18 protein-coding genes are annotated in these 17,857 nt (G+C 67.4%); 9 read left to right on the forward strand and 9 right to left on the reverse strand.

Annotated features, from left to right (window positions below; translation table 11 throughout):
* The first annotated feature begins 72 nt into the window (after positions 1-72).
* The 3 genes from AC27VN_RS00705 to AC27VN_RS00715 are packed head-to-tail and all read left to right on the forward strand — an operon-like array spanning position 73 to position 2,254.
* The gene (locus tag AC27VN_RS00705; protein WP_019656097.1) at positions 73-657 is read left to right on the forward strand and encodes a hypothetical protein; all 585 of its coding nucleotides are present in this window, start codon (positions 73-75) and stop codon (positions 655-657) included.
* Positions 657-1,778, forward strand: a complete 1,122-nt coding sequence (locus AC27VN_RS00710; RefSeq protein WP_490875251.1) for an ImmA/IrrE family metallo-endopeptidase — start codon at positions 657-659, stop codon at positions 1,776-1,778. The genes AC27VN_RS00705 and AC27VN_RS00710 overlap by 1 nt, the downstream gene beginning before the upstream one ends.
* Positions 1,775-2,254 (forward strand): PIN domain-containing protein, encoded by a 480-nt coding sequence (locus AC27VN_RS00715; RefSeq protein WP_490875252.1) that lies wholly within the window; start codon positions 1,775-1,777, stop codon positions 2,252-2,254. Before AC27VN_RS00710 ends, AC27VN_RS00715 begins: the two co-directional genes overlap by 4 nt.
* 1 nt (position 2,255) lies before the next feature.
* On the opposite strand, the gene AC27VN_RS00720 is transcribed toward AC27VN_RS00715, so the two are convergent.
* Entirely contained in the window at positions 2,256-3,239 is a 984-nt protein-coding gene (locus tag AC27VN_RS00720) for a hypothetical protein (RefSeq protein ID WP_490875253.1), read from the reverse strand.
* 509 nt (positions 3,240-3,748) lie between these two features.
* On the opposite strand from AC27VN_RS00720, the gene AC27VN_RS00725 reads away from it, so the two are divergent.
* On the forward strand, positions 3,749-4,039 hold the full coding sequence (locus AC27VN_RS00725; RefSeq protein WP_490875254.1) for a hypothetical protein: 291 nt from the start codon (positions 3,749-3,751) through the stop codon (positions 4,037-4,039).
* 691 nt (positions 4,040-4,730) lie between these two features.
* Here AC27VN_RS00725 and AC27VN_RS00730 read toward each other — a convergent pair.
* Entirely contained in the window at positions 4,731-6,104 is a 1,374-nt protein-coding gene (locus AC27VN_RS00730) for a pyridoxal phosphate-dependent decarboxylase family protein (protein ID WP_490875255.1), read from the reverse strand.
* A 181-nt stretch (positions 6,105-6,285) separates the two neighbouring features.
* On the opposite strand from AC27VN_RS00730, the gene AC27VN_RS00735 reads away from it, so the two are divergent.
* The gene (locus AC27VN_RS00735) at positions 6,286-6,792 is read left to right on the forward strand and encodes an Lrp/AsnC family transcriptional regulator (RefSeq protein ID WP_490875256.1); all 507 of its coding nucleotides are present in this window, start codon (positions 6,286-6,288) and stop codon (positions 6,790-6,792) included.
* Positions 6,793-6,825: 33 nt separating this feature from the next.
* On the opposite strand, the gene AC27VN_RS00740 is transcribed toward AC27VN_RS00735, so the two are convergent.
* Positions 6,826-8,058, reverse strand: coding sequence for a DUF1444 domain-containing protein (locus AC27VN_RS00740; RefSeq protein ID WP_490875257.1), 1,233 nt, complete (start codon positions 8,056-8,058; stop codon positions 6,826-6,828).
* Positions 8,059-8,184: 126 nt separating this feature from the next.
* Here AC27VN_RS00740 and map point away from each other — a divergent pair, with 126 nt between their 5' ends.
* The 3 genes from map (at position 8,185) to AC27VN_RS00755 (ending at position 11,165) form a co-directional block, all read left to right on the forward strand.
* Positions 8,185-8,976, forward strand: coding sequence for a type I methionyl aminopeptidase (gene map / locus AC27VN_RS00745; protein ID WP_490875258.1), 792 nt, complete (start codon positions 8,185-8,187; stop codon positions 8,974-8,976).
* A 132-nt stretch (positions 8,977-9,108) separates the two neighbouring features.
* Positions 9,109-9,411 carry a hypothetical protein gene (locus AC27VN_RS00750; RefSeq protein ID WP_490875259.1) on the forward strand — a complete coding sequence of 101 codons (303 nt, stop codon included), beginning with the start codon at positions 9,109-9,111 and terminating at the stop codon, positions 9,409-9,411.
* Positions 9,411-11,165, forward strand: a complete 1,755-nt coding sequence (locus AC27VN_RS00755; protein ID WP_490875260.1) for a RecQ family ATP-dependent DNA helicase — start codon at positions 9,411-9,413, stop codon at positions 11,163-11,165. The genes AC27VN_RS00750 and AC27VN_RS00755 overlap by 1 nt, the downstream gene beginning before the upstream one ends.
* Here the strand turns inward: AC27VN_RS00755 and AC27VN_RS00760 are convergent.
* Positions 11,137-12,225: a YihY/virulence factor BrkB family protein gene (locus tag AC27VN_RS00760; RefSeq protein WP_490875261.1), complete on the reverse strand. Its 1,089-nt coding sequence runs from the start codon at positions 12,223-12,225 to the stop codon at positions 11,137-11,139. The genes AC27VN_RS00755 and AC27VN_RS00760 overlap by 29 nt on opposite strands.
* Positions 12,226-12,401: 176 nt before the next feature.
* On the opposite strand from AC27VN_RS00760, the gene AC27VN_RS00765 reads away from it, so the two are divergent.
* Complete coding sequence (locus AC27VN_RS00765) at positions 12,402-12,740, forward strand: hypothetical protein (RefSeq protein ID WP_490875262.1); 339 nt, start codon at positions 12,402-12,404, stop codon at positions 12,738-12,740.
* A gap of 13 nt (positions 12,741-12,753) precedes the next feature.
* On the opposite strand, the gene AC27VN_RS00770 is transcribed toward AC27VN_RS00765, so the two are convergent.
* From AC27VN_RS00770 to AC27VN_RS00790, 5 genes are all read right to left on the reverse strand, one after another.
* A complete protein-coding gene (locus tag AC27VN_RS00770; protein WP_490875263.1) occupies positions 12,754-13,746 on the reverse strand; it encodes a Bug family tripartite tricarboxylate transporter substrate binding protein in 993 nt (330 codons plus the stop codon).
* Positions 13,747-13,779: 33 nt separating this feature from the next.
* Entirely contained in the window at positions 13,780-14,580 is an 801-nt protein-coding gene (locus AC27VN_RS00775) for an enoyl-CoA hydratase-related protein (RefSeq protein ID WP_490875264.1), read from the reverse strand.
* The gene (locus AC27VN_RS00780) at positions 14,577-15,809 is read right to left on the reverse strand and encodes a CaiB/BaiF CoA transferase family protein (RefSeq protein WP_490875265.1); all 1,233 of its coding nucleotides are present in this window, start codon (positions 15,807-15,809) and stop codon (positions 14,577-14,579) included. Before AC27VN_RS00780 ends, AC27VN_RS00775 begins: the two co-directional genes overlap by 4 nt.
* A 136-nt stretch (positions 15,810-15,945) precedes the next feature.
* Positions 15,946-16,857 (reverse strand): transcriptional regulator GcvA, encoded by a 912-nt coding sequence (gene gcvA / locus AC27VN_RS00785; RefSeq protein ID WP_490875266.1) that lies wholly within the window; start codon positions 16,855-16,857, stop codon positions 15,946-15,948.
* 5 nt (positions 16,858-16,862) lie between these two features.
* Positions 16,863-17,828: an AraC family transcriptional regulator gene (locus AC27VN_RS00790; protein WP_490875267.1), complete on the reverse strand. Its 966-nt coding sequence runs from the start codon at positions 17,826-17,828 to the stop codon at positions 16,863-16,865.
* Positions 17,829-17,857 lie beyond the last annotated feature (29 nt).

The following is a 17,857-nucleotide window of genomic DNA, read 5'->3' on the forward strand; positions in this document are numbered from 1 at the left end:
CGATAGTTCTTGCACAGAAATTAATACTGTTCAAAAATACAGTCCCATGCGACTTCTTTCTAGGAGAGTGCTGTGTCCAGCTACATCTTCATCTCGCCCAAGTCTGATCCCGGCATGGGCCACCCGCTGGCCGACCCGTTACTCACCTCCGGGTCGCGCCCGACCATGGGCTCTTGTAGGCCTGACCTACGCCGCCTCGTCCGCCCTGGCGACCAGATCTTCGTGATCAGCGGCAGCATGGGGCCCAAGCACCGGCAATACGTGATCGGCGGCTTGGAGATCGCAGAGAAGCTTGAAGACCAGCTCGCCGCCTTGCGAAAGTTTCCTGAGAACGCCTTGCGCTTCGACGCGGGCAAGAAGATGGGCAACATCATCGTGACCCCCGACGGCTACCAGCACCCTCAGGACACCCATAAGCCGGAGTCCTTCGAGAATCGAATCAAGAACTACCTAGTGGGGCAGAACCCCGTGGTGCTCGAGACCCCGCGCGAGGTCGAGCTGGGGCGCGAGCGGACCATCGACATTCTTTCGAGCCTATTCGACCGCTCGGGGCCGCGCGTGGCCCAGATTGTGGGGCGCCACCGCAAGCTCACCGACGAACAGGCGGACCGGCTGCGCCGGGAGTTGATGGACATTAAGCGCGAGGCGGCGGCTTGATGAACCTCGGCGAGCACTTGGCCAGCCGCAAGCTCGCCGCCGACCAGATCGCCGCGAAGGCGAAGCTACCGTCCGAGCGCTTCGCGCAGATCGCGGCCGGCGCCGACGCGAGCTTGGCGGAGATGCGCGCCATCGCCAAGGCCATGCGCTTGCCTTTGGAGAGCTTGCTGGACGCGGAGCCCGCCGACCCCGTTAAGGCGCTGTTCCGCCACACGCTAGGGCAACGCGAGGTTGAAGTCTCCTCGGAGGTCAACGTCGTGTCCGCCCAGGTGCGCGATGCGTTGGCGATCGCACGAGGCATGCCCCGCAACACCGCGTGGCTCGACCTGTTTCGAGGCATGGAGCCGAAGTTCGAGGCGGCTGAAGAATTTGCGCAGCTTTTTCGCAAGGCGTTCGCTGGCCTCGACGACAAGGAGCCCTTCCCGCGCCTACCGCAAGTCGCCCACGAGCTAGGCGTCATCGTCCTCTATTCGCGCGACTCGGCCATCGAAGGGGTGTCCGTCATCGTCGAGGGCTACGCGCTGATGATCTTAGGCGCGCGTGCGTTCAAGCCGCGCCTGCTCTTCACCATGGCCCACGAGTTCGGGCACTTGGTCGCCCATCACGACGATCAGGCAAGCGGCTACGCGCACTTTGATCGCCAAGAGGACTTCGACGGTATTCCAGGCGTTCCGCGCAAGCTCGAAGAGAAGTTCGCCGACGCTTTCGGCTCAGCCCTCGTGCTGCCGCGTCACGGCGTGCTGCTGGCGATAAAGGCGATTCGAGAGCAGCTCGGGGCCAAGGGGCCACTGGGCGACATCGAGATCTTGTGGCTGGCGCACCTGTTCCACGTCAGCTTCGAGGTTGCCGCGCGCAGATGCGAAGGCCTGGGCTTGGTGCCGCCGCGCGGTGCGCGCGCCATGTATCAAAAGCTGCAGGACGACTACAAGAGTCCCGAGCGGCGCGCCGTAGAGCTGGGCATCCCGCCGCGCCCGGACATCCCGGTGGACGTGTCCCCTGCGCTCCTGCAGGCGGCGGCGCGCAAGGTGAGGGCCGGGGAGATTTCAGTGGGGCGCGCTGCGGAGCTCCTTAACATCCCGCTCTCCGCGCTGTTCGTTGCCAACGCCGAAATAGCCGCGTGATCCAGATCCTGGACGCCTCAACACTCCTGAACCTCGCCAACGGCGAAGTCCTTTCGAAAATCCTGCGCCTTCCGGGCACATCGTTCCAGGTGAGCGGCGTCGTGCGCGACGAGTCACACACCGTCGCGCAGGCGATCGACGCGGCTGTCGCGGCCGGGCGCCTCGCACTGGTCGACGACAAGTTGATCAGCATCTCGCGCTTCCTCAGGGCGAAAGCGGAGTGGCAATTGGACAACGGCGAGACCGAGTGCATCTTGGCCGCAGCGGAGGTAGGTTCCTCGGTCGCCTGCGACGACAAAGCGGCGCGCAAGGTGATCGTGAAAGTTCTTGGTGAAGATCGCCTCACCGGCTCCATCGGCCTGCTGCGCGAGGCGGTGAAGGCGGGGCTACTCACTCAGACAGAGGCGTTCACCGCCTATCGTCTGATGCGCGAGCGGGGAGGCTTCCTACCCGCAATCGACGAAGCCGGGTTCTAGCTCAGATCGTCTCCGGGCGCAGCCCCAACTTGTCGTTGCGCAAGGGGTTGGGCGCGAGCTTCGCGAGAGCCTGACGCACGCCTGCGAACGGATTAGCGATCGTCTTCTTCATCTGGCCGCGGGCGCCGAAGGAGAGTCCGCACGAGCCGCAACGATGCTCGATGTGTGGCGTGAATGCGTGCTCGCCTTCGTCAAAGTGATGATCTCCGCAGCCGGGGCAGACCAGATCCAGAACTCTACCCTCCAGGTGCGGCATGGCCGACTGCGCCATGAAGGCGCGCACGTGCGTGGCGTTAAGCACCACGCCGTCGATCACAACCTCGGTGAACGTGTCGTCCAAGCCGCTGGGCATCTCTTCGTCGGCGGTTTTGAAAGCGTGCACGTGGATGCCGTCCTCCTCGGCACGCGCTGAGGTCCACAGGATCGCCGGATTCGAGCCCCAGATCTGAACGCCCCCGGGGAAGTCGCGCTGTTTGAACTTGACCTTCTTCTTCGCCGGTGCGAGCTTGGGTTTCTGCGCGCCCAGCATATGCCTCACGGTGGCCAAGGGATTGCCCACGCCCGCGCCGCTATCGGAGAACTGCTTGCCGCACCCGTGGCACTGGTGGCGCCGGTGCGCATGGACGGCGAACCAGTCGCGGTCTAGGTGCGGGAAGCCGCAGTAGGTGCAGTTGACCGTGATCGTCTGGAACCCGAACACGGCTGAAACCATATAGTTGATAGCGTCGATTTCGTCGACCTCCGCCCACCCGTCCGAGAGCAAGTCCTTGGCGAGCGGGATACGTAGCTTGCGATACGTCCGGTCAATCACTTTCCCCCCGCTTTTTTCGAGCCGGGCGTGCACGTGAATGCCCCGGTCGATGGGCTTGTTCGTGGTGTCGTATACGGCGGGCACGGAGCCCCACAAGGCGATGCCGCCAGGGTAGCAGTGGAAGTCCAAGTCCAGCGTGTCCTCGGGCGCGATCGGCTCGTCGTCGGCCGCCACGCACTTCTCCGCAGGGGTGCCGTATTTAGCCGTGGCGTTCGCGTGATGCCCAAGGCACCAATACCGAGTGCCGCCGTCTCGGCGCCGGCCCACAGGGACGATGTTGCAACTCATTGAGAAAGCTTACTCGACTCGCGCGTCCAGTGGCCGTTCGGCCCTCTCGATTTGAGCGCGCCTGCAGCGACTTCTCGTGCGCTGACGCCAGCTTGCAGTCCAACGGACCAGCCGTCCGAAAGGCTGAAGTGGCCTTAACGAGTCGTGCTCGAATCGCCAATTGTGGGGCCGATCGAGACGGCGCTATGCGCCGGACTCACATCGCGCCCACTTGGCATGAAAATTCGTTTTTCGTGTAGCGCAGTCTCCGCCAATCGCGTCGTCCAATGTCTGCTTGGTGTCAATAAGAGTGAAGTCGCCGAATTGTGTGCGGCGGCAGCAAATGCAGCGACGCTGACAATTGACCTATGGGTTAGAAGGTGAGTTCGGGGGCGAGCAAGCGCGACACCAGTCTGATGTCCTGCACCATTCGCAACACCGCGCGTGTGTTCCGCAACGCGATCTCCGAAGAAGTCGTGACCATGGAGAACCGTCCCGGCGGATGCAAGCTCGAGGAGATCCGCCCGCTCGTTGCAGGCGCACGCGGCAACGCGGCGCTGGAGTCGGGCGCGGTGCAGGACGGCGTGGTCTCCGCCGGCCAGTGCATCGGGCTGATCGACGACATCCCGACTTGCGCGGAACTGCTGGAGCGCATCGTGCGCGAGTGCTGCGAGTACCAGGATCGCGCGCGGTCCTGGATGGACTGAGTCTCTTCTTGCCCGCATCCCGCCGGAGCCCACGCCGATCGAGACCTGCACGCCACCACCTCCTCGAGGCCCGTGCCCCGCGCATCGCGGAAGCTGCATTTATTGGCGCTTACCGCAACTTCATGCCAAACGGCACCGCACCCCGCCCACTTCTTCCCTAGAGTGGATGCCCCTCTCACTCACCACCCCACCTAGGGAAGCAGAAAGGCACAACACACCCAACCACACCGAGACGTTCAAAAAACTGCCCGCCTCGCAGCAGGTCGTCACTGCCAAAGCAACGACGCAAATGCGAGGTATCAAAAGGCGACGGCCAGGGCGTTACTAGCACCCCAGCCGTCTAACCAAGTTCGTGCACACCCCTCGAAAGGAAACGCACAAAAATGGCTACCAAGACTATAGCCCGGCGTCGCACGCCGATATCCCCCGGAGAAAACGCCCAAGGCCCGGCGGATCTTCTCGAAAACACCCTCTCCCAACTCGAAGCGTTGCGGTGGGCCTCCCATGGAAGAGACATCGACTGGTGCAGCGGTGACGGACCTCGCCAACTGGACAACCTGCTCTGGCTCGCGTCGGACCTCGCTCGCCAGGCCGGGGAGCTGTTTCAACTGAGCGAGATGCCGCGACGTGGCGCGCTCGAGACTGGCGGGTAAGTGCCGGTCTGCGGGCCGCGGTTTAGCGGCCCGCTCTCTCAGGCCTGAACGCCCGAAGCCAGTACCGCGTCGGCATACGACGACAGCATCCGGATCGTCTCCCGCATGTCGCTCTCAGTGGCATCCGGATGGATCGCGCAAATTCGCAGCACGGTTCGATTGCGCAAGCGCGTCGTCAAGACCGTCGCAAAGCCCTCCTGAAGTGCCCGCGATGAAATCTCGCTGTTCAGCGCATCGAGCGCCTCCGGGCTCATGGCCGCATCCGTCATGCGGAAGGTGACGATGCCCAACTGCGCGGGCGACACGATGTCCCAGCGAGGATCCTTCTCGAGCTCATCCTGAGCCCAGGTCGCCAACCGGCAACCATGCGCAATCGCCTCGCCCATGGCGTCCGACCCCAGCACCTGCAAGGTGAGCCACAGCTTCAGCGCGCGTGCCGGTCTCGTGAGTTCCACGCCGAGGTCCCAGAAATTGATCTGGTCGGCGTCGGTGTCGGCCTGCGCATCGAGCAGGTATTCGGGTCGGGTATGGAAGACCTGCGAGAGGTGCTTGCGCTGACGCACGAAGATCATCCCGCAGCCATACGTCTGGAACAGCCACTTGTGCGCATCCCAGCTCAGGCTGTCGGCCTCGCCGATGCCGTCGAGCAAACCCCGATGCGATGGCGACAGCGCGGCGGATGCGCCGTACGCGCCATCCACGTGCATCCACATGTCGTGTGCATCGCACAGCGCGCGAATCCGTCGCAGTGGATCGATGCTGCCGGTGTTCGTCGTGCCCGCGCTCGCAACCACGGCGAAAGGCCTGAGCCCATCGGAGATGTCCTGCTCGACCGCGGCCGCCAGCGCCGTCATGTCCATGCGGAACGCGGCGTCGGTGGGCATGCGGCGAATCTGATGCGGCAGAAGCCCGAGGATCTTCAGACCCTTGGCAACGGATGAATGGGTTTGCTCCGAGACGTAGGCAACCCCTTGCAGGCGCTGCGCCGGCTCGAGCTTGAAATCACGCGCCATCGCGAGCGCCGTCAGGTTGGCCATGGAGCCCCCCGACACGAACAGGCCGCCAGCCGAAGGCGGGAGCCCGACCTGCGCTGCCAGCCATTGGATGAGCGCCGCTTCGATGACGCTGGCCCCCGAACTCTGCAGCCAGCTGCCGGCGTGGACGTTGTGAACAGCGGTCAAGTAGTCGCCCAGGGCCGACAGCGGCGAAGACGGTCCCGGAATGAAGGCCAGGAACCGGGGATGGTCCATGCGCGCACGCCAGGGGTAGATCTCGTCCAGCATCTGATCGATCACCTCTTCCAGCGGCCGGGCCCCTGTGGGCACGCCGATCGCGCGAAGCGACTCGGCGCTGGCGTGATCAATCACGTCCACCGGACGTTGTTCGCGGGATGAAGGGCCGATGGGGCTCATGCGAGACAGGACCCGTGCCCATGCGTCCGGTGGCACCTCTCCGAGCAGGCGGCTGGGCGGGCCCCCCTCCGGCGCTGAGAGAGGAAGGGCGAGGTCCGAAAGTGCAGGCATGTTGTTCACCGAATGATGTTCTGTCTTTGGCTTATTCTCCCGAACATCATTCAGCTGCCCTAGCGCTTTCATGACCATGGCCAAAAATACGAACCAGCTTCAACCGGAGAGCAAGGCACCCGCCCGCCTGGATGCTGTCGACCGAAGACTGTTAGGGCTTCTCGCGAACGACAGCACGCTCAGCTATGCCGCGTTGGGTGAATTGCTTCATCTGTCGGCGCCCGCGGTGCACGAGCGGGTGAAGCGGCTCAAACGCGACGGGGTGATCGTCGCGACCGTGGCGCGGCTGGATGGCGCGAAGCTGGGGCGGCCGCTGCTGTGCTTCGTGCAGGTGATCACCAGCACCGTGAAGCGTGCCCGCCAGATCGCGGCGCTGGAATCGCTTCCCGATATCGAGGAGATCCACATCGTCACTGGCGACAGCGGCCTCCTGTTGAAGGTGCGCACGCGCGATGCGCAGGCGCTGGAAGTGCTGCTGGCGCGCATCCACGAGGTCGAAGGGGTGGAAGGAACGCGCACGCAGATGGCGCTGCGCACGCTGGTCGAACGCGGACCCAGTCCGGACGCGGCGGATTGAACGCGATGGCGTCCGTCGCCGATGTCGGCCCGCCTACTGGAGCCGCACGGCCTCCACCGTCGTCGCCAGCTCCTGCAGCCGCCGCAGGCAGTCGCCCTCGGGATAGCCGAGCACCTTCCAGCGCGGCACGGCCAGCGGCAGCCGCTCGATCAGGTGGCCCGCATGCTCGGCGAAATGCGGCCACGCGACGATGGTCGGCGTTTCGCCCGCGACCTCGCAGAGAAAGACCAGGTCGGCTTCGGGCAGCCAGGTGTCGACGCCCTTGGGCAGCACGGCATAGCTGATCACGGCGCCATCGGAGTCGCGCTGCAGCAGGCTGTGCTTGGCGACGAAGACGTCGACGCCCGCCGCCACGTGGGCCTTCTCCAGCACCTCCTGCTGGTCGTTGTAGTCGACCGCTTTTTCCTCGCGCAACAGCGCCGTGAGCTGCACGCCAGCCTGCCCGGGCGGCGTCCACAGCGACCACGCCTTGTCGCGCAGCCTGAACATCTCGGCGCTCAGCGGGCGCGACTGTTCGCGCAGCACCCGGCGCGCGGTGGCGATCATGTTCTCGAGCGCGTCCGCATCGCCGGCACCGCAGACCAGCAGGCAGGTGCGGTTCGGCGCCATCGCCACCGGGTCGCCGTCGAGCGGCAGCTGCCAGGCCAGCTCGTGCACGAAGATGCGGCCGGCATCGTAGTAGTCGCCGTAGTTCGAGACGTAGAGCCCGGGCGCGAGCTGGCCGAAGGCCGGGGCGGCCTTGTGGCGCAGGTTGTCGACCGCGATCTCGAAGGCCTGCTCGAAGCCGATGCCCCAGCGCTTGAGGTCGTCGGGGCTCACCTGCGCGATCGCATGGTCGCTGTCGATGGCGACAGCCGCGCCGAGCGTCGGCGAGAACGGGGTCCACACCATGGTGTCCTCGAGCTTCTTCGAGAAGTCGCCGTGCGAGATCCGCGCGAGGTCCACGCCGGCGAGGCGCCGCAGGATCGGCAGCAGCCGCGGCCGGGCCTCGTCGAAATCGGCGGGCCGGTCGCTGCCGATGCCCGCGACCCCCAGCGCGAAGCGCGCGATCTGCTCGCGGCGCTCCGCCGGCCGGGCCTGGCAGTAGTCGGTGTAGAGGTTGTGCAGGTAGATCGTGCCGCCGTCGGCGCGGCGGATCAGGAACTGCTCGGGATCGAGGACCAGCTTCTCTTCGGGGAGAAGGCGTTGCAGCTCCTGCAGGAGCAATCGGGCGACCTGTTCGGTGCCGGGCTTCCGGTCGAAAAGGCGGCGGATGAATGACAGCATGTTCCCCTCCTGCGAACCAGTATAGGCAGCGCCCGTGTCATGTCGGCACATCCGTCCGGGCGAGGGTCGATGCAACGAAGCATGTATGATTCATATATGTTTCGTATATACGGCGACTGAGTACCCATGGCATCCGGCATCCACATCAAGTCCCCCGAGGAGATCGAGAAGGCGCGCCAGGCCGGCCGGCTCGCGGCCGAAGTGCTCGCCATGATCGAGCCGCACGTGGTGCCGGGCGTGAGCACCGAAACGCTCGACCGCATCTGCCACGACTACATCGTGAACGTGCAGGGCCTCGTCCCGGCCAACGTGGGCTACCAGGGGTATCCGAAGACCATCCTCACCTCGGTCAACCAGGTGGTCTGCCACGGCATTCCCTCGCCCGACAAGATCCTGAAGAAGGGCGACATCGTCAACATCGACGTGGCCGTGATCAAGGACGGATGGTTCGGCGACACCAGCCGCATGTACTTCGTCGGCGCGCCCAGCGTGCTCGCGCGCCGGCTGGTGGAGACGACCTACGAGGCGATGCGCGCCGGCATCCTCGCCGTCAGACCGGGCGCCACGCTGGGCGACATCGGCCATGCGATCCAGTCGGTGGCGCAGCGCGAGCACTTCGGCGTGGTGCGCGAGTTCTGCGGCCACGGCATCGGGCAGGTCTACCACGAGGACCTGCAGGTGCTGCACTACGGACGCCGCGGCGAGGGCCTGCGGCTCGTGCCGGGCATGGTCTTCACCATCGAGCCGATGCTCAACGCGGGCGGGCGCGAGATCCGGCACCTGCCCGACGGGTGGACGGTGGTGACCAAGGATCGGTCGCTGTCGGCCCAGTGGGAACACATGGTGGCCGTCACGCCCGAGGGCCACGAGGTGCTCACGCGCTGGCCCGACGGGACCGGGAACTACCCGCCGGTCTGAAGCGCCCGTCGAGGCGATCCGCAGCCGTAGACATCGATGGCGGCCCGGATGCGCGAATTTCCTACTTCCGCCGCGCCCGATGGCTCCCAGTCTGTGCGTCTGTCTCCCAAGGATTTCAAGGAAACGACGCACATGGCAACCAGCAGCATTCTCGGCGGCGAGCACGCCCCGACCGCCCCCAAGGGCACCGACGCCGACGCCCTCGGCCCCAGCGATTCCAGCGACAGCGGCAGCGATGCCGCGGGCGACGACCGCGCCGTCATCGACGGCGGCGAGGAGCCGGCGACCAACGCCGACATCCTGCCTGACCGCGTGGGCGTCTTCCCGGACGCCGCGACGGAAGTCGCCGACGCCGTCGACGACCCCGAAGCGCTGAATCCCGAAGAACTTGCCGACGAGAACGACGGCGAGGACGACGACGAAGAGACCGTCTGATGCCAGGCGTTCCCGATGCGGCCGCGCGCCTGAAGCACACGCTGCGCCACGTGTTCGGCCATGCCCGCCTGCGCGCGGGCCAGGCCGAGGTCATCGAGCGCGTGATGGCGGGCCGGTCGACCCTGGCCGTGATGCCCACCGGCGCCGGCAAGTCGCTGTGCTACCAGCTGCCGGCCCTGCTGCTCGAGGGCCGCACGCTGGTGGTGTCGCCGCTCATCGCATTGATGAAGGACCAGTGCGACAAGCTGCGCGCGCTGGGCATTGCCGCCGTGCAGGTCAACAGCGCACTGGGCGCCGAAGAGCTGGAACGGGCCGAACAAGCGATCGACGACGGCAGTGCGCGCATCGTGCTGGTCACGCCCGAGCGGCTGTCGGACCCCGCGTTCGTGCGACGCTTGTCGACCCATCCCGTGGCGCTGGTCGCGGTCGACGAAGCGCATTGCATTTCCCAATGGGGCCACGACTTCCGGCCCGCCTTCCTCGAGATCGGTCCGGCCGTCCGTGCGCTCGGCGGCCCGCCCGTGCTCGCGCTCACGGCCACCGCGGGCGAGGAGGTGGCGGCGGACGTCATGAAGAACCTGGGCATTCCGCGCGCCGGCCTGATCGATACCGGCGCCTACCGCGCCAACCTGCAGTTCGCGGTCGAGCAGATGACGCAGGAGCCGGATCGCCAGCGCCGCATCGTCGAACTGGTGCGCGAGGAGGCCGGAAGCGGCATCGTCTACGCCGCTACGGTGAAGGCCGCGCAGGAGGCTTTTGATGCCTTGAAGGCGGCCGATCAATCGGTTGCGCTCTACCACGGCAAGCTCGGCGCGCGCGAGCGCGCCGAGGCGCAGGAAGCGTTCATGGCGGGCAGTGCGCGCGTGATGGTCGCGACCAATGCCTTCGGCATGGGCATCGACAAGCCCGACATCCGCTTCGTCGTGCATTGCCAGATGCCGTCGAGCCTGCATGCCTACTACCAGGAGGCCGGCCGCGCGGGGCGCGACGGCGAGCGCGCACGCTGCGTGCTGCTGTTCCATGCCAAGGACCGGTCGGTGCAGCAGTTCTTTCTCGCGGGCCGCTATCCGCAGCTCGAGGACCTCGATGCCGTGTACCGGCAACTGCTCGCGGAGCCACCAACGGCCGAAGGCTGGACCGCCGCGAACCTGCTCGATGCGCTCGAGCGTCCGCGCACGCGCATGCAGGCGGCGATCGCCTTGCTGCGGCAGCAGAAGCTGCTCGCCATCGACCGGCGCGGGCGCATCGCGCTGCGGCAGGCGATGGCCGAGCGTGCCGACTTCGGCGCCATGCTCGACGGCTACAAGGCGCGGCGCGAGCAGGACCGCGAGACCCTCGAGCGCATGCTGGCCTATGCGCAGTCGGGCCAGTGCCGCTGGCAGCTGCTGCTCGACGACCTCGACCCCTCGGCCACCGCCAAGCGCTGCGGCACCTGCGACAACTGCCGGCGCATCGCGGCCCACGAGGCCGCGATGGTGCAGCCCATCGTGGTGAGCGAGCAGACCGCGAAGCTCGCGAAGACCGCGACGCGCGAGCGCATGCCCTTCGCCGAGAGCGATCCCGTGAAGGTCAAGCGCTTCGGCGCCGGCGTCGTCGTGTCGTCGACCGACGGGATGGTGACGGTGGCCTTCGAAGATGGCAGTCGGCGCTGCTTTCATCCCGACTACGTGAGCCGCCGGCGCGCGTCGCGCAAGAGGGCCGCCGGACTCGCGGCGGCTGGCCCCGCTAGCTTCGCGGTGCCCGCGCCGGCCTGATCCGCCGCGTGCGGCGCATCGCCAGCGCCATGAACAGCGCGCCACCGGCGAACATGGCCAGCGGCGATGCCAGCCTGCGCGGCGCGCGACGGACATCCGCCGACGGCACGCGCCCGCTCGGACCCTGGCTGTCCGTGCCCACTTCCGCCTGCCGCGCGGCTTCTTCCGTGGCCGCTTGCGCCTTGCCCGCGGCCACCGAGCCGTGGGCATTGGCATAGACCTTGGTGAACTCCGCGCCCAGCAGGAAGATCTGCGCCGCGTAGTAGACCCAGGCCAGCAGCACCACCAGCGAGCCCGCGGCCGCGAAGGATTCGTTGACGCCGCTCTTGCCGAGGTACAGGCCGATCAGCACCTTGCCGATCTCGAACAGCACGGCAGTCACGCCGGCACCGATCCACACGTCGCGCCAGGCAATGGGCGCGCTCGGCATGAACTTGAAGATCATCGCGAACAGCACGGTGAGGATCGCGAGCGAGACGAGGATGTTGACACCCTGCAGCAGCGCCTCCCATCCCGGCAGCAGCGCGGCGCTCCAGCTTCCCAGGGCGGCCAGCGCGGCGCTCACCACGAGCGAGACCATGAGCAGGAACGCGAGGCCGAGGATCAGTCCGAACGACAGCACGCGCGCGCGCAGGATGCCCCACACCCCCTGCGGTTTCACGCGCTCGGGCACATGCCAGATGCGGTCGAGCGCGCTCTGCAGTTCGGCGAAGACCGTGGTGGCGCCGACCACCAGCACGACGATGCTGATCGCGCCGGCCACCAGCCCGCGCGAGGGTTCGCTGGCGCTGCGGATCAGCCCCTGCACCGCGAGCGCGCCTTCCGCGCCGATCAGGCCCGAGAGCTGCGCCGCGATCTGGCCCTGCACGGCTTCCGCGCCGAACAGCGCGCCGGCCACCGCGATCACGATCACCAGCAGCGGTGCCAGCGAGAACATCGTGTAGTACGAGATCGCCGCGCCCATGCTCGGCGCGAAGTCGTCGATCCATGCCATCACGGCGTCCTTGCACAGGCTGAGAAGACCGGGCGAGCGGGCGGTGCGGGTCGAGGAGGAGGCCATGCCTGGTACCGTGCCCGCGCCCTCGCGCCTCGGCCGTAGGAAACCGGCGGCTCATGGCGTGGGTCGCGCTGCGTGCGCGTTGGCTGACAGGGGAGGGCGCGGATGCCCCACCCGGGCCGATGCGGCATGGCGGTTCATTGAAGTCTTCTCTTCACCACTTCACGAAAGTCTTCTCCATGAACCGAATCACCCGAATCCTTTGCGCAAGCAGTTTCGCGCTGGCCGTCGTGCCCGCCCTGGCCCAGTCCGGTGGCAGCGGCGGTGGTGGCGGCGGGCCGGGCCTGAACAGCTCGGACAGCGTCGCGACGCAACCGAAGAATGGCGGCACCTCGGCCGCCACCCAGCCTTCCGCGACCAGCCAGGGCAATTCGATGTCGGGTGGCAACCTGAACCCGCAGGGCAAGGCGTCGAACCAGAAGGCGCGCCCCGGCACGAGCTCGACGACGGGTTCCCGAATGGGCGAGAACCCCAACACGCAAGCCACGGGACAGGGCCGCACGACCAGCCCTCAGTAAAGCCGCGCGTGCGTCACTCCGGCTCGATGCCGGCGGCCTTGATGACCTCGCTCCATCGGCGCGACTCGGTGGCCTGGAATCTTGCGAGCTCCTCGGGCTCCGTCGTCCACGCGGAGGCGCCCGAAGCCTGCAGAAAGCTTTGCGTCCGAGGTCCATCGACGGCAGCGGTCAACGCCTCGCGCAGCTTCGACACCACGGGCGCCGGCGTGGCGGCCGGCACATAGGCGGCGAACCAGTAGCCGAGGTCGTAGCCCTTGATGCCCGATTCATCGAAGGTGGGCACGCCGGCGAGCGCCGGCACCCGCCTGGCCGACGAGACGGCGATCGCGCGCAGGCGCCCGCCCTCGATCTGCGGAATGCCGGTCACGGTGTCGACGATCATCATGTCGAGCTGCCCGCCGATGAGGTCGGTCATGGCACTGGGGTTGCTGCGATAGGGCACGTAGAGCAGGTCCGTGCCGCTCATCTGCTTGAACATTTCACCGGCGATGCGGCTCGACGAGTTGCCGGCGCCGAACGAGAGCTTGCCCGGTGCCGCGCGCGCGGCGGCGATCACGTCGGCGAGGCTCTTCAGGCGCGAATCCGGTCGCACCACCAGCACCATGCCGCCGCGGCCCAGGCCCGTCACCGGCTTGAAGTCCTTCACGGGGTCGTAGGGAAGCTTCTTGAACAGGTGCGGGTTCGCGACCTGCGTGGTGTTGGTCGTGATCAGCACCGTGTAGCCGTCGCCCGCGGCCCGGGCCACCTCCTGGCTCGCGATGAGCCCGCTCGCGCCGCCCTTGTTCTCGACGACGACCGGTTGCTTGAGGCGTTCCGCGACGGTGGCGCCGACCGCCCGCGCGAGCTGGTCGGTGGCGCTGCCCGCGCCGAATGGAACGACGAGGACGATCGGCTTGCTCGGATAGGGGGCGGCTTGCGCCCACACGGCGTGCATCGCCATCGTCGCGGCCGCGAGGACGCAGGCCGCACGGACGAGGCGGAAAAGCTGGCTGGTGGTCTTGTTCATCTGCTTGTCTCCTGTCTTGCTCGTTCTCGGTGGCTACCGGGCGCCGCGCTCGTTCGCGAGGAAGCCGCGCACCGCGTTCTTGTGCTCGTCGCCGCACAGCAGGATGGCCTGCATCGAGGCCGCCTGCTCGAGTGCGCCGGCCAGCGTCGACTGGCTGGCGTCGCGAACGAGTCGCTTGGCCATGCGCATGCCATGCGGCGGGTTCTTTGCGATCCGCTCGGCGAGCCTGCGTGCTTCCTCCTGGAGCTGGCCCGCGCCGAACACCTGGGAAACGACGCCCAGGCGCAGGGCGGTCTGCGCGTCGATGAACTCGCTCGTCAGCGTGAGCTCCATGGCCTTCGACAGGCCGACGAGGCGCGTCAGGAACCAGGCGCCGCCGATGCCCGACACCAGCCCGAGGCGCAGGAAGCTCTCGGAGAAGCGCGCCTCTTCGCTGCACAGGCGCACATCGCACATGAGCGACAGGTCGAAGCCCGCGCCGATCGCGAGGCCGTTGACCGCGGCGATGACCGGCACCTCGATGCGGTGGACCGCATGCGTGATGCGATGCAGGCGCTGGAGCAGCCGTTCGCGCACCTGCGTCGTGCTGCCCGCCATCAGGTCGGTGCCGTCGCGCATGTCGTTGACGTTGCCGCCGGTGCAGAAGTTCTTGCCGCTGGCGCACAGCACCACGCAGCGGACCTCCTCGTGCGCGTTGACGCGCTCTAGCGCATCGGCGAGCGCCGAGGTCATCGCGAGGTTCAGCGCGTTGCCGGTGGCGGCGGACTGCATGGTGATCGTGAGAACGGGGCCGTCGATGCGCGATGCGACGAGGTCGGAAGGGGAGGAGGTCATGCGGCGATGCTTCGGGAGGGAGTGATGGGGGTGGCGGGGGTGGCGATCGCGCCGCAGCGCAACAGCGCGTCGATCTCTTCGTCGGGGATGCCGTAGGCCGCGAGCACCGCCGCGGAGTGCTGTCCCACGAGCGGTGGCGGTGTGGCGCGCACGCCATCGCCGCCTGGGTTTCCGATCGCGAATCCGGGCATGCGCACCGCGCCGGCGATCGGATGCTCGATCACGGTTTCGACGCCGCTGCTGCGGTACTGGAGCGAGGACGTGACTTCCGCATAGCCGGCGATCGGCGCGCAGAGGATGTCCACCGCTTCGAGCGTCGAGAGCCAGGCCTCGGTGGGCCGCTGCTGGAACGCCGCGGCCAGTTGCTGGAACAGCGCATCGCGATGCCCGACCCGCGACACGTTGTCCGCGAACAGCGGATCCTTCTCGAGCGCGGGCTGGCCGATGGCATGGCAAAGCGCGCTCCATCGCTCGGGCTGGTAGGCCGCCACCATGATCCAGCCATCGGCGGTCGGAAAGGCTTCGTTCGGTGCCGCATACGGTGCGGCGCTTCCGCTCTTGCCGGGCTCGATGCCGCTGGCGAGGAAGGACGCGAGTCCCACTTGCTGGAGCATCAGCGTGGCGTTGTAGAGGCTGACGTCGATGTGCTGGCCCTCGCGTCCCTGCCGCACCGGAACGAGCGCACCGAGGATCGCGATGGTCGCCAAGTAGCCGGTCGCCATGTCGGCGATGGGGCTCGGGACTTTCGAGGGCGGCGACCCCGCCGGGCCGAGGGTGCTCATCAAGCCCGCGACCGCCTGGATGATTCCGTCGACGCCGGCCTTGCCACTCGAAGGACCGTGCTGCCCGTAGGCCGAGATCGAGCAGTAGACCAGCGAGGGATTGGCGTCGCGCACGCTGTCGAAGTCGAGACTGAATCGCTTCATCACGCCGGGCCTGAAGCTCTCGACGACCACGTCCGCGGAGGCCATCAGGCGCCGCACGAGGTCGCGGCCCTGCGGTGTCTTGAGGTCGACCGCGAGGCCCTGCTTGTTGCGGTTCACGCTGAGCGAGATCACGCTCTCGCCGTGGATCCAGGGCGGGCCGATGCGCCGTCCCATCTCGCCTTCGGGCGACTCGATCTTGACGACCTCGGCGCCGAGATCGCCGAGCAGCATGCCGCACAACGGACCCGCGACGACGTGCGAGAAGTCGAGCACGCGCAGCCCGGCCAAACTGGTTCCCAACATCTGTTCTTGCCTCTTGTTCTCGAAGCCGGCGGTATGCCGGCGCCCACCCTCAGGGGGTGGTTTCAACGAGGCTCGAGAATAGAAATCGGCTGCCCGGCGGGCAAACGACATTTGCTGCCGAGGCTTTGACTTTTTGTTAAAGCGCCGAGGGCACCGCAGTGCTCGACGCGGCGACCGCGTCCGCCAGCCAGCGCCGGAATGCGGCCAGCTCGACCGACTCGTCGCGCTCGCGGGGCGAGGCGAAGTAGTAGGTGTGGTCGCCGCGATCGAGCGCGAGCCCGAACGGCATCACCAGCCTTCCCTCGGCGAGGTCCTTCTCGACCAGCGCCTTCTGCGCCATGGCCACGCCATGCCCCTCGACCGCCGCCTGGTAGGACAGCAGCGAGGTCTCGTACTTCATGCCCTGGTAGGCGTTGACGCCAGGCGCGCCGGCCGCGCGCAGCCACAGCGCCCAGTCGTCGATGCGCGCGAGCGAGTGCAGCAGCGTCTCGGAGGCCAGCGCGCGCGGCTCCCGCGGAACGGCGGCGCCCGCGCGCGGCGCCATCACCGGCACGAGTTCGTTCGGCACCAGCTTCTGCACGATCAGCCGCGGCCAGTGGCCGTCGCCGAGTTCGATGCCGGCGTCGATGTCCTCCCGGCTGAAGTCCAGCGGTGCCGCCGATGCGGTCAGCTGGACGTCGATGCCCGGGTGCAGCTGATGGAAGCCCGCGAGCCGCGGAATCAGCCAGCGCACCGCGAAGGTGGCCGGCGAGCGGATCCGCAGCACGCGCCGCCGGTAGCCGCCGCCCATCGCGGCGTTGGTGGTCTCCCGCAAGGCCATGAAGAGGGGCGTGATCTCCGACAGGTATTTCGCGCCCGCGGGCGTGAGAGACAGGCCGCCATGCTCGCGCCGGAACAGCTGGAAGTTCAGGAACTCCTCGAGCACGCGGATCTGCCGGCTGACGGCCGCCGGTGTCACGAACAGTTCCTCGGCCGCCTTCGAGATGCTCAGGAGGCGCCCCGCGGCCTCGAACATCTTCAGCGGGTTGAGCGGTGGAAGCGGCGTCATGGTCTTCAGTGCGCGGCCACGTAGAGCGCATGTGGCGAGGGATCGGGCCGCGCGAACGCCTCGCGCATGCGCGCGGCCTCCTCGGCCGGGCCGCGACCGAACATGCGCTTGAACTCGCGGCTGAACTGCGAGGGGCTTTCGTAGCCCACCTGCGCACTGGCATGCGCGGCCGTGACCTGGTGGCGGGCCATGATCAGCCGGGCCTGGTGCAGGCGCGTGGTCTTCAGGTACTGGATCGGCGAGGTCGACGTGACGGCCTTGAAGTGCGCGTGGAACGAGGTAGGGCTCATGCCCGCTTCGTCGGCGAGACCGTCGATGTCGAGCTTCTGGTCGAAGCGCGCATGGATGGTGCGGATGGCCTTCGCGATCTTGCCGAAGTGGCCCTGGCGCGTGAGCGAGGCCCGGATGGCGCTGCCCTGCTCGCCGGTGAGAACGCGGAAGTAGATCTCGCGAACCAGGTCGGGGCCGAGGATGGGGGCCTCGAGCGGCGAGTTCATCGCCTCGAGGAAGCGCAGCACGGCGCGGGCCAGGCGTTCGTCCATCGGGGTCGACATCAGGCCCTTGGGCGCCGCGCCTTCGGCCAACCCGTGCTCGTCGAGCTTCATCATCAGTTCCGCCGCGACCTGGAAGTCGAGGCGGAAGTAGATCGCCAGCAGCGGCTCCTGCGCCGAGGCGTCCGTGTCCATCGAGAAGGGAACGGGCACCGACACGGCCAGGTAGTGCTGCGCGTCGTAGAGATAGACCTCGTCGCCGAGGAAGCCGCGCTTGCGGCCCTGCAGCACGATGACGATGCCGGGCTCGTAGAGCACCGGCGCGCGGGCCAGCGGCCGGTCGGACCGGAGGATCCGGACATCGGGCAGCACGGTCAGGTTGTAGCCTTCGATCGGCGCCAGGGGCTGCACCAGATCGACCATCTGCTGCTGCACATGGGAGACCTTCGGCGGTGCGTTGCGTGGATGAGCGTCGTTCATGGGAGCCGCGAATCTGCCACAGCCGGGCC

The sequence above is a fragment of the Variovorax sp. 20P10.2.4 genome, from assembly GCF_058244205.1.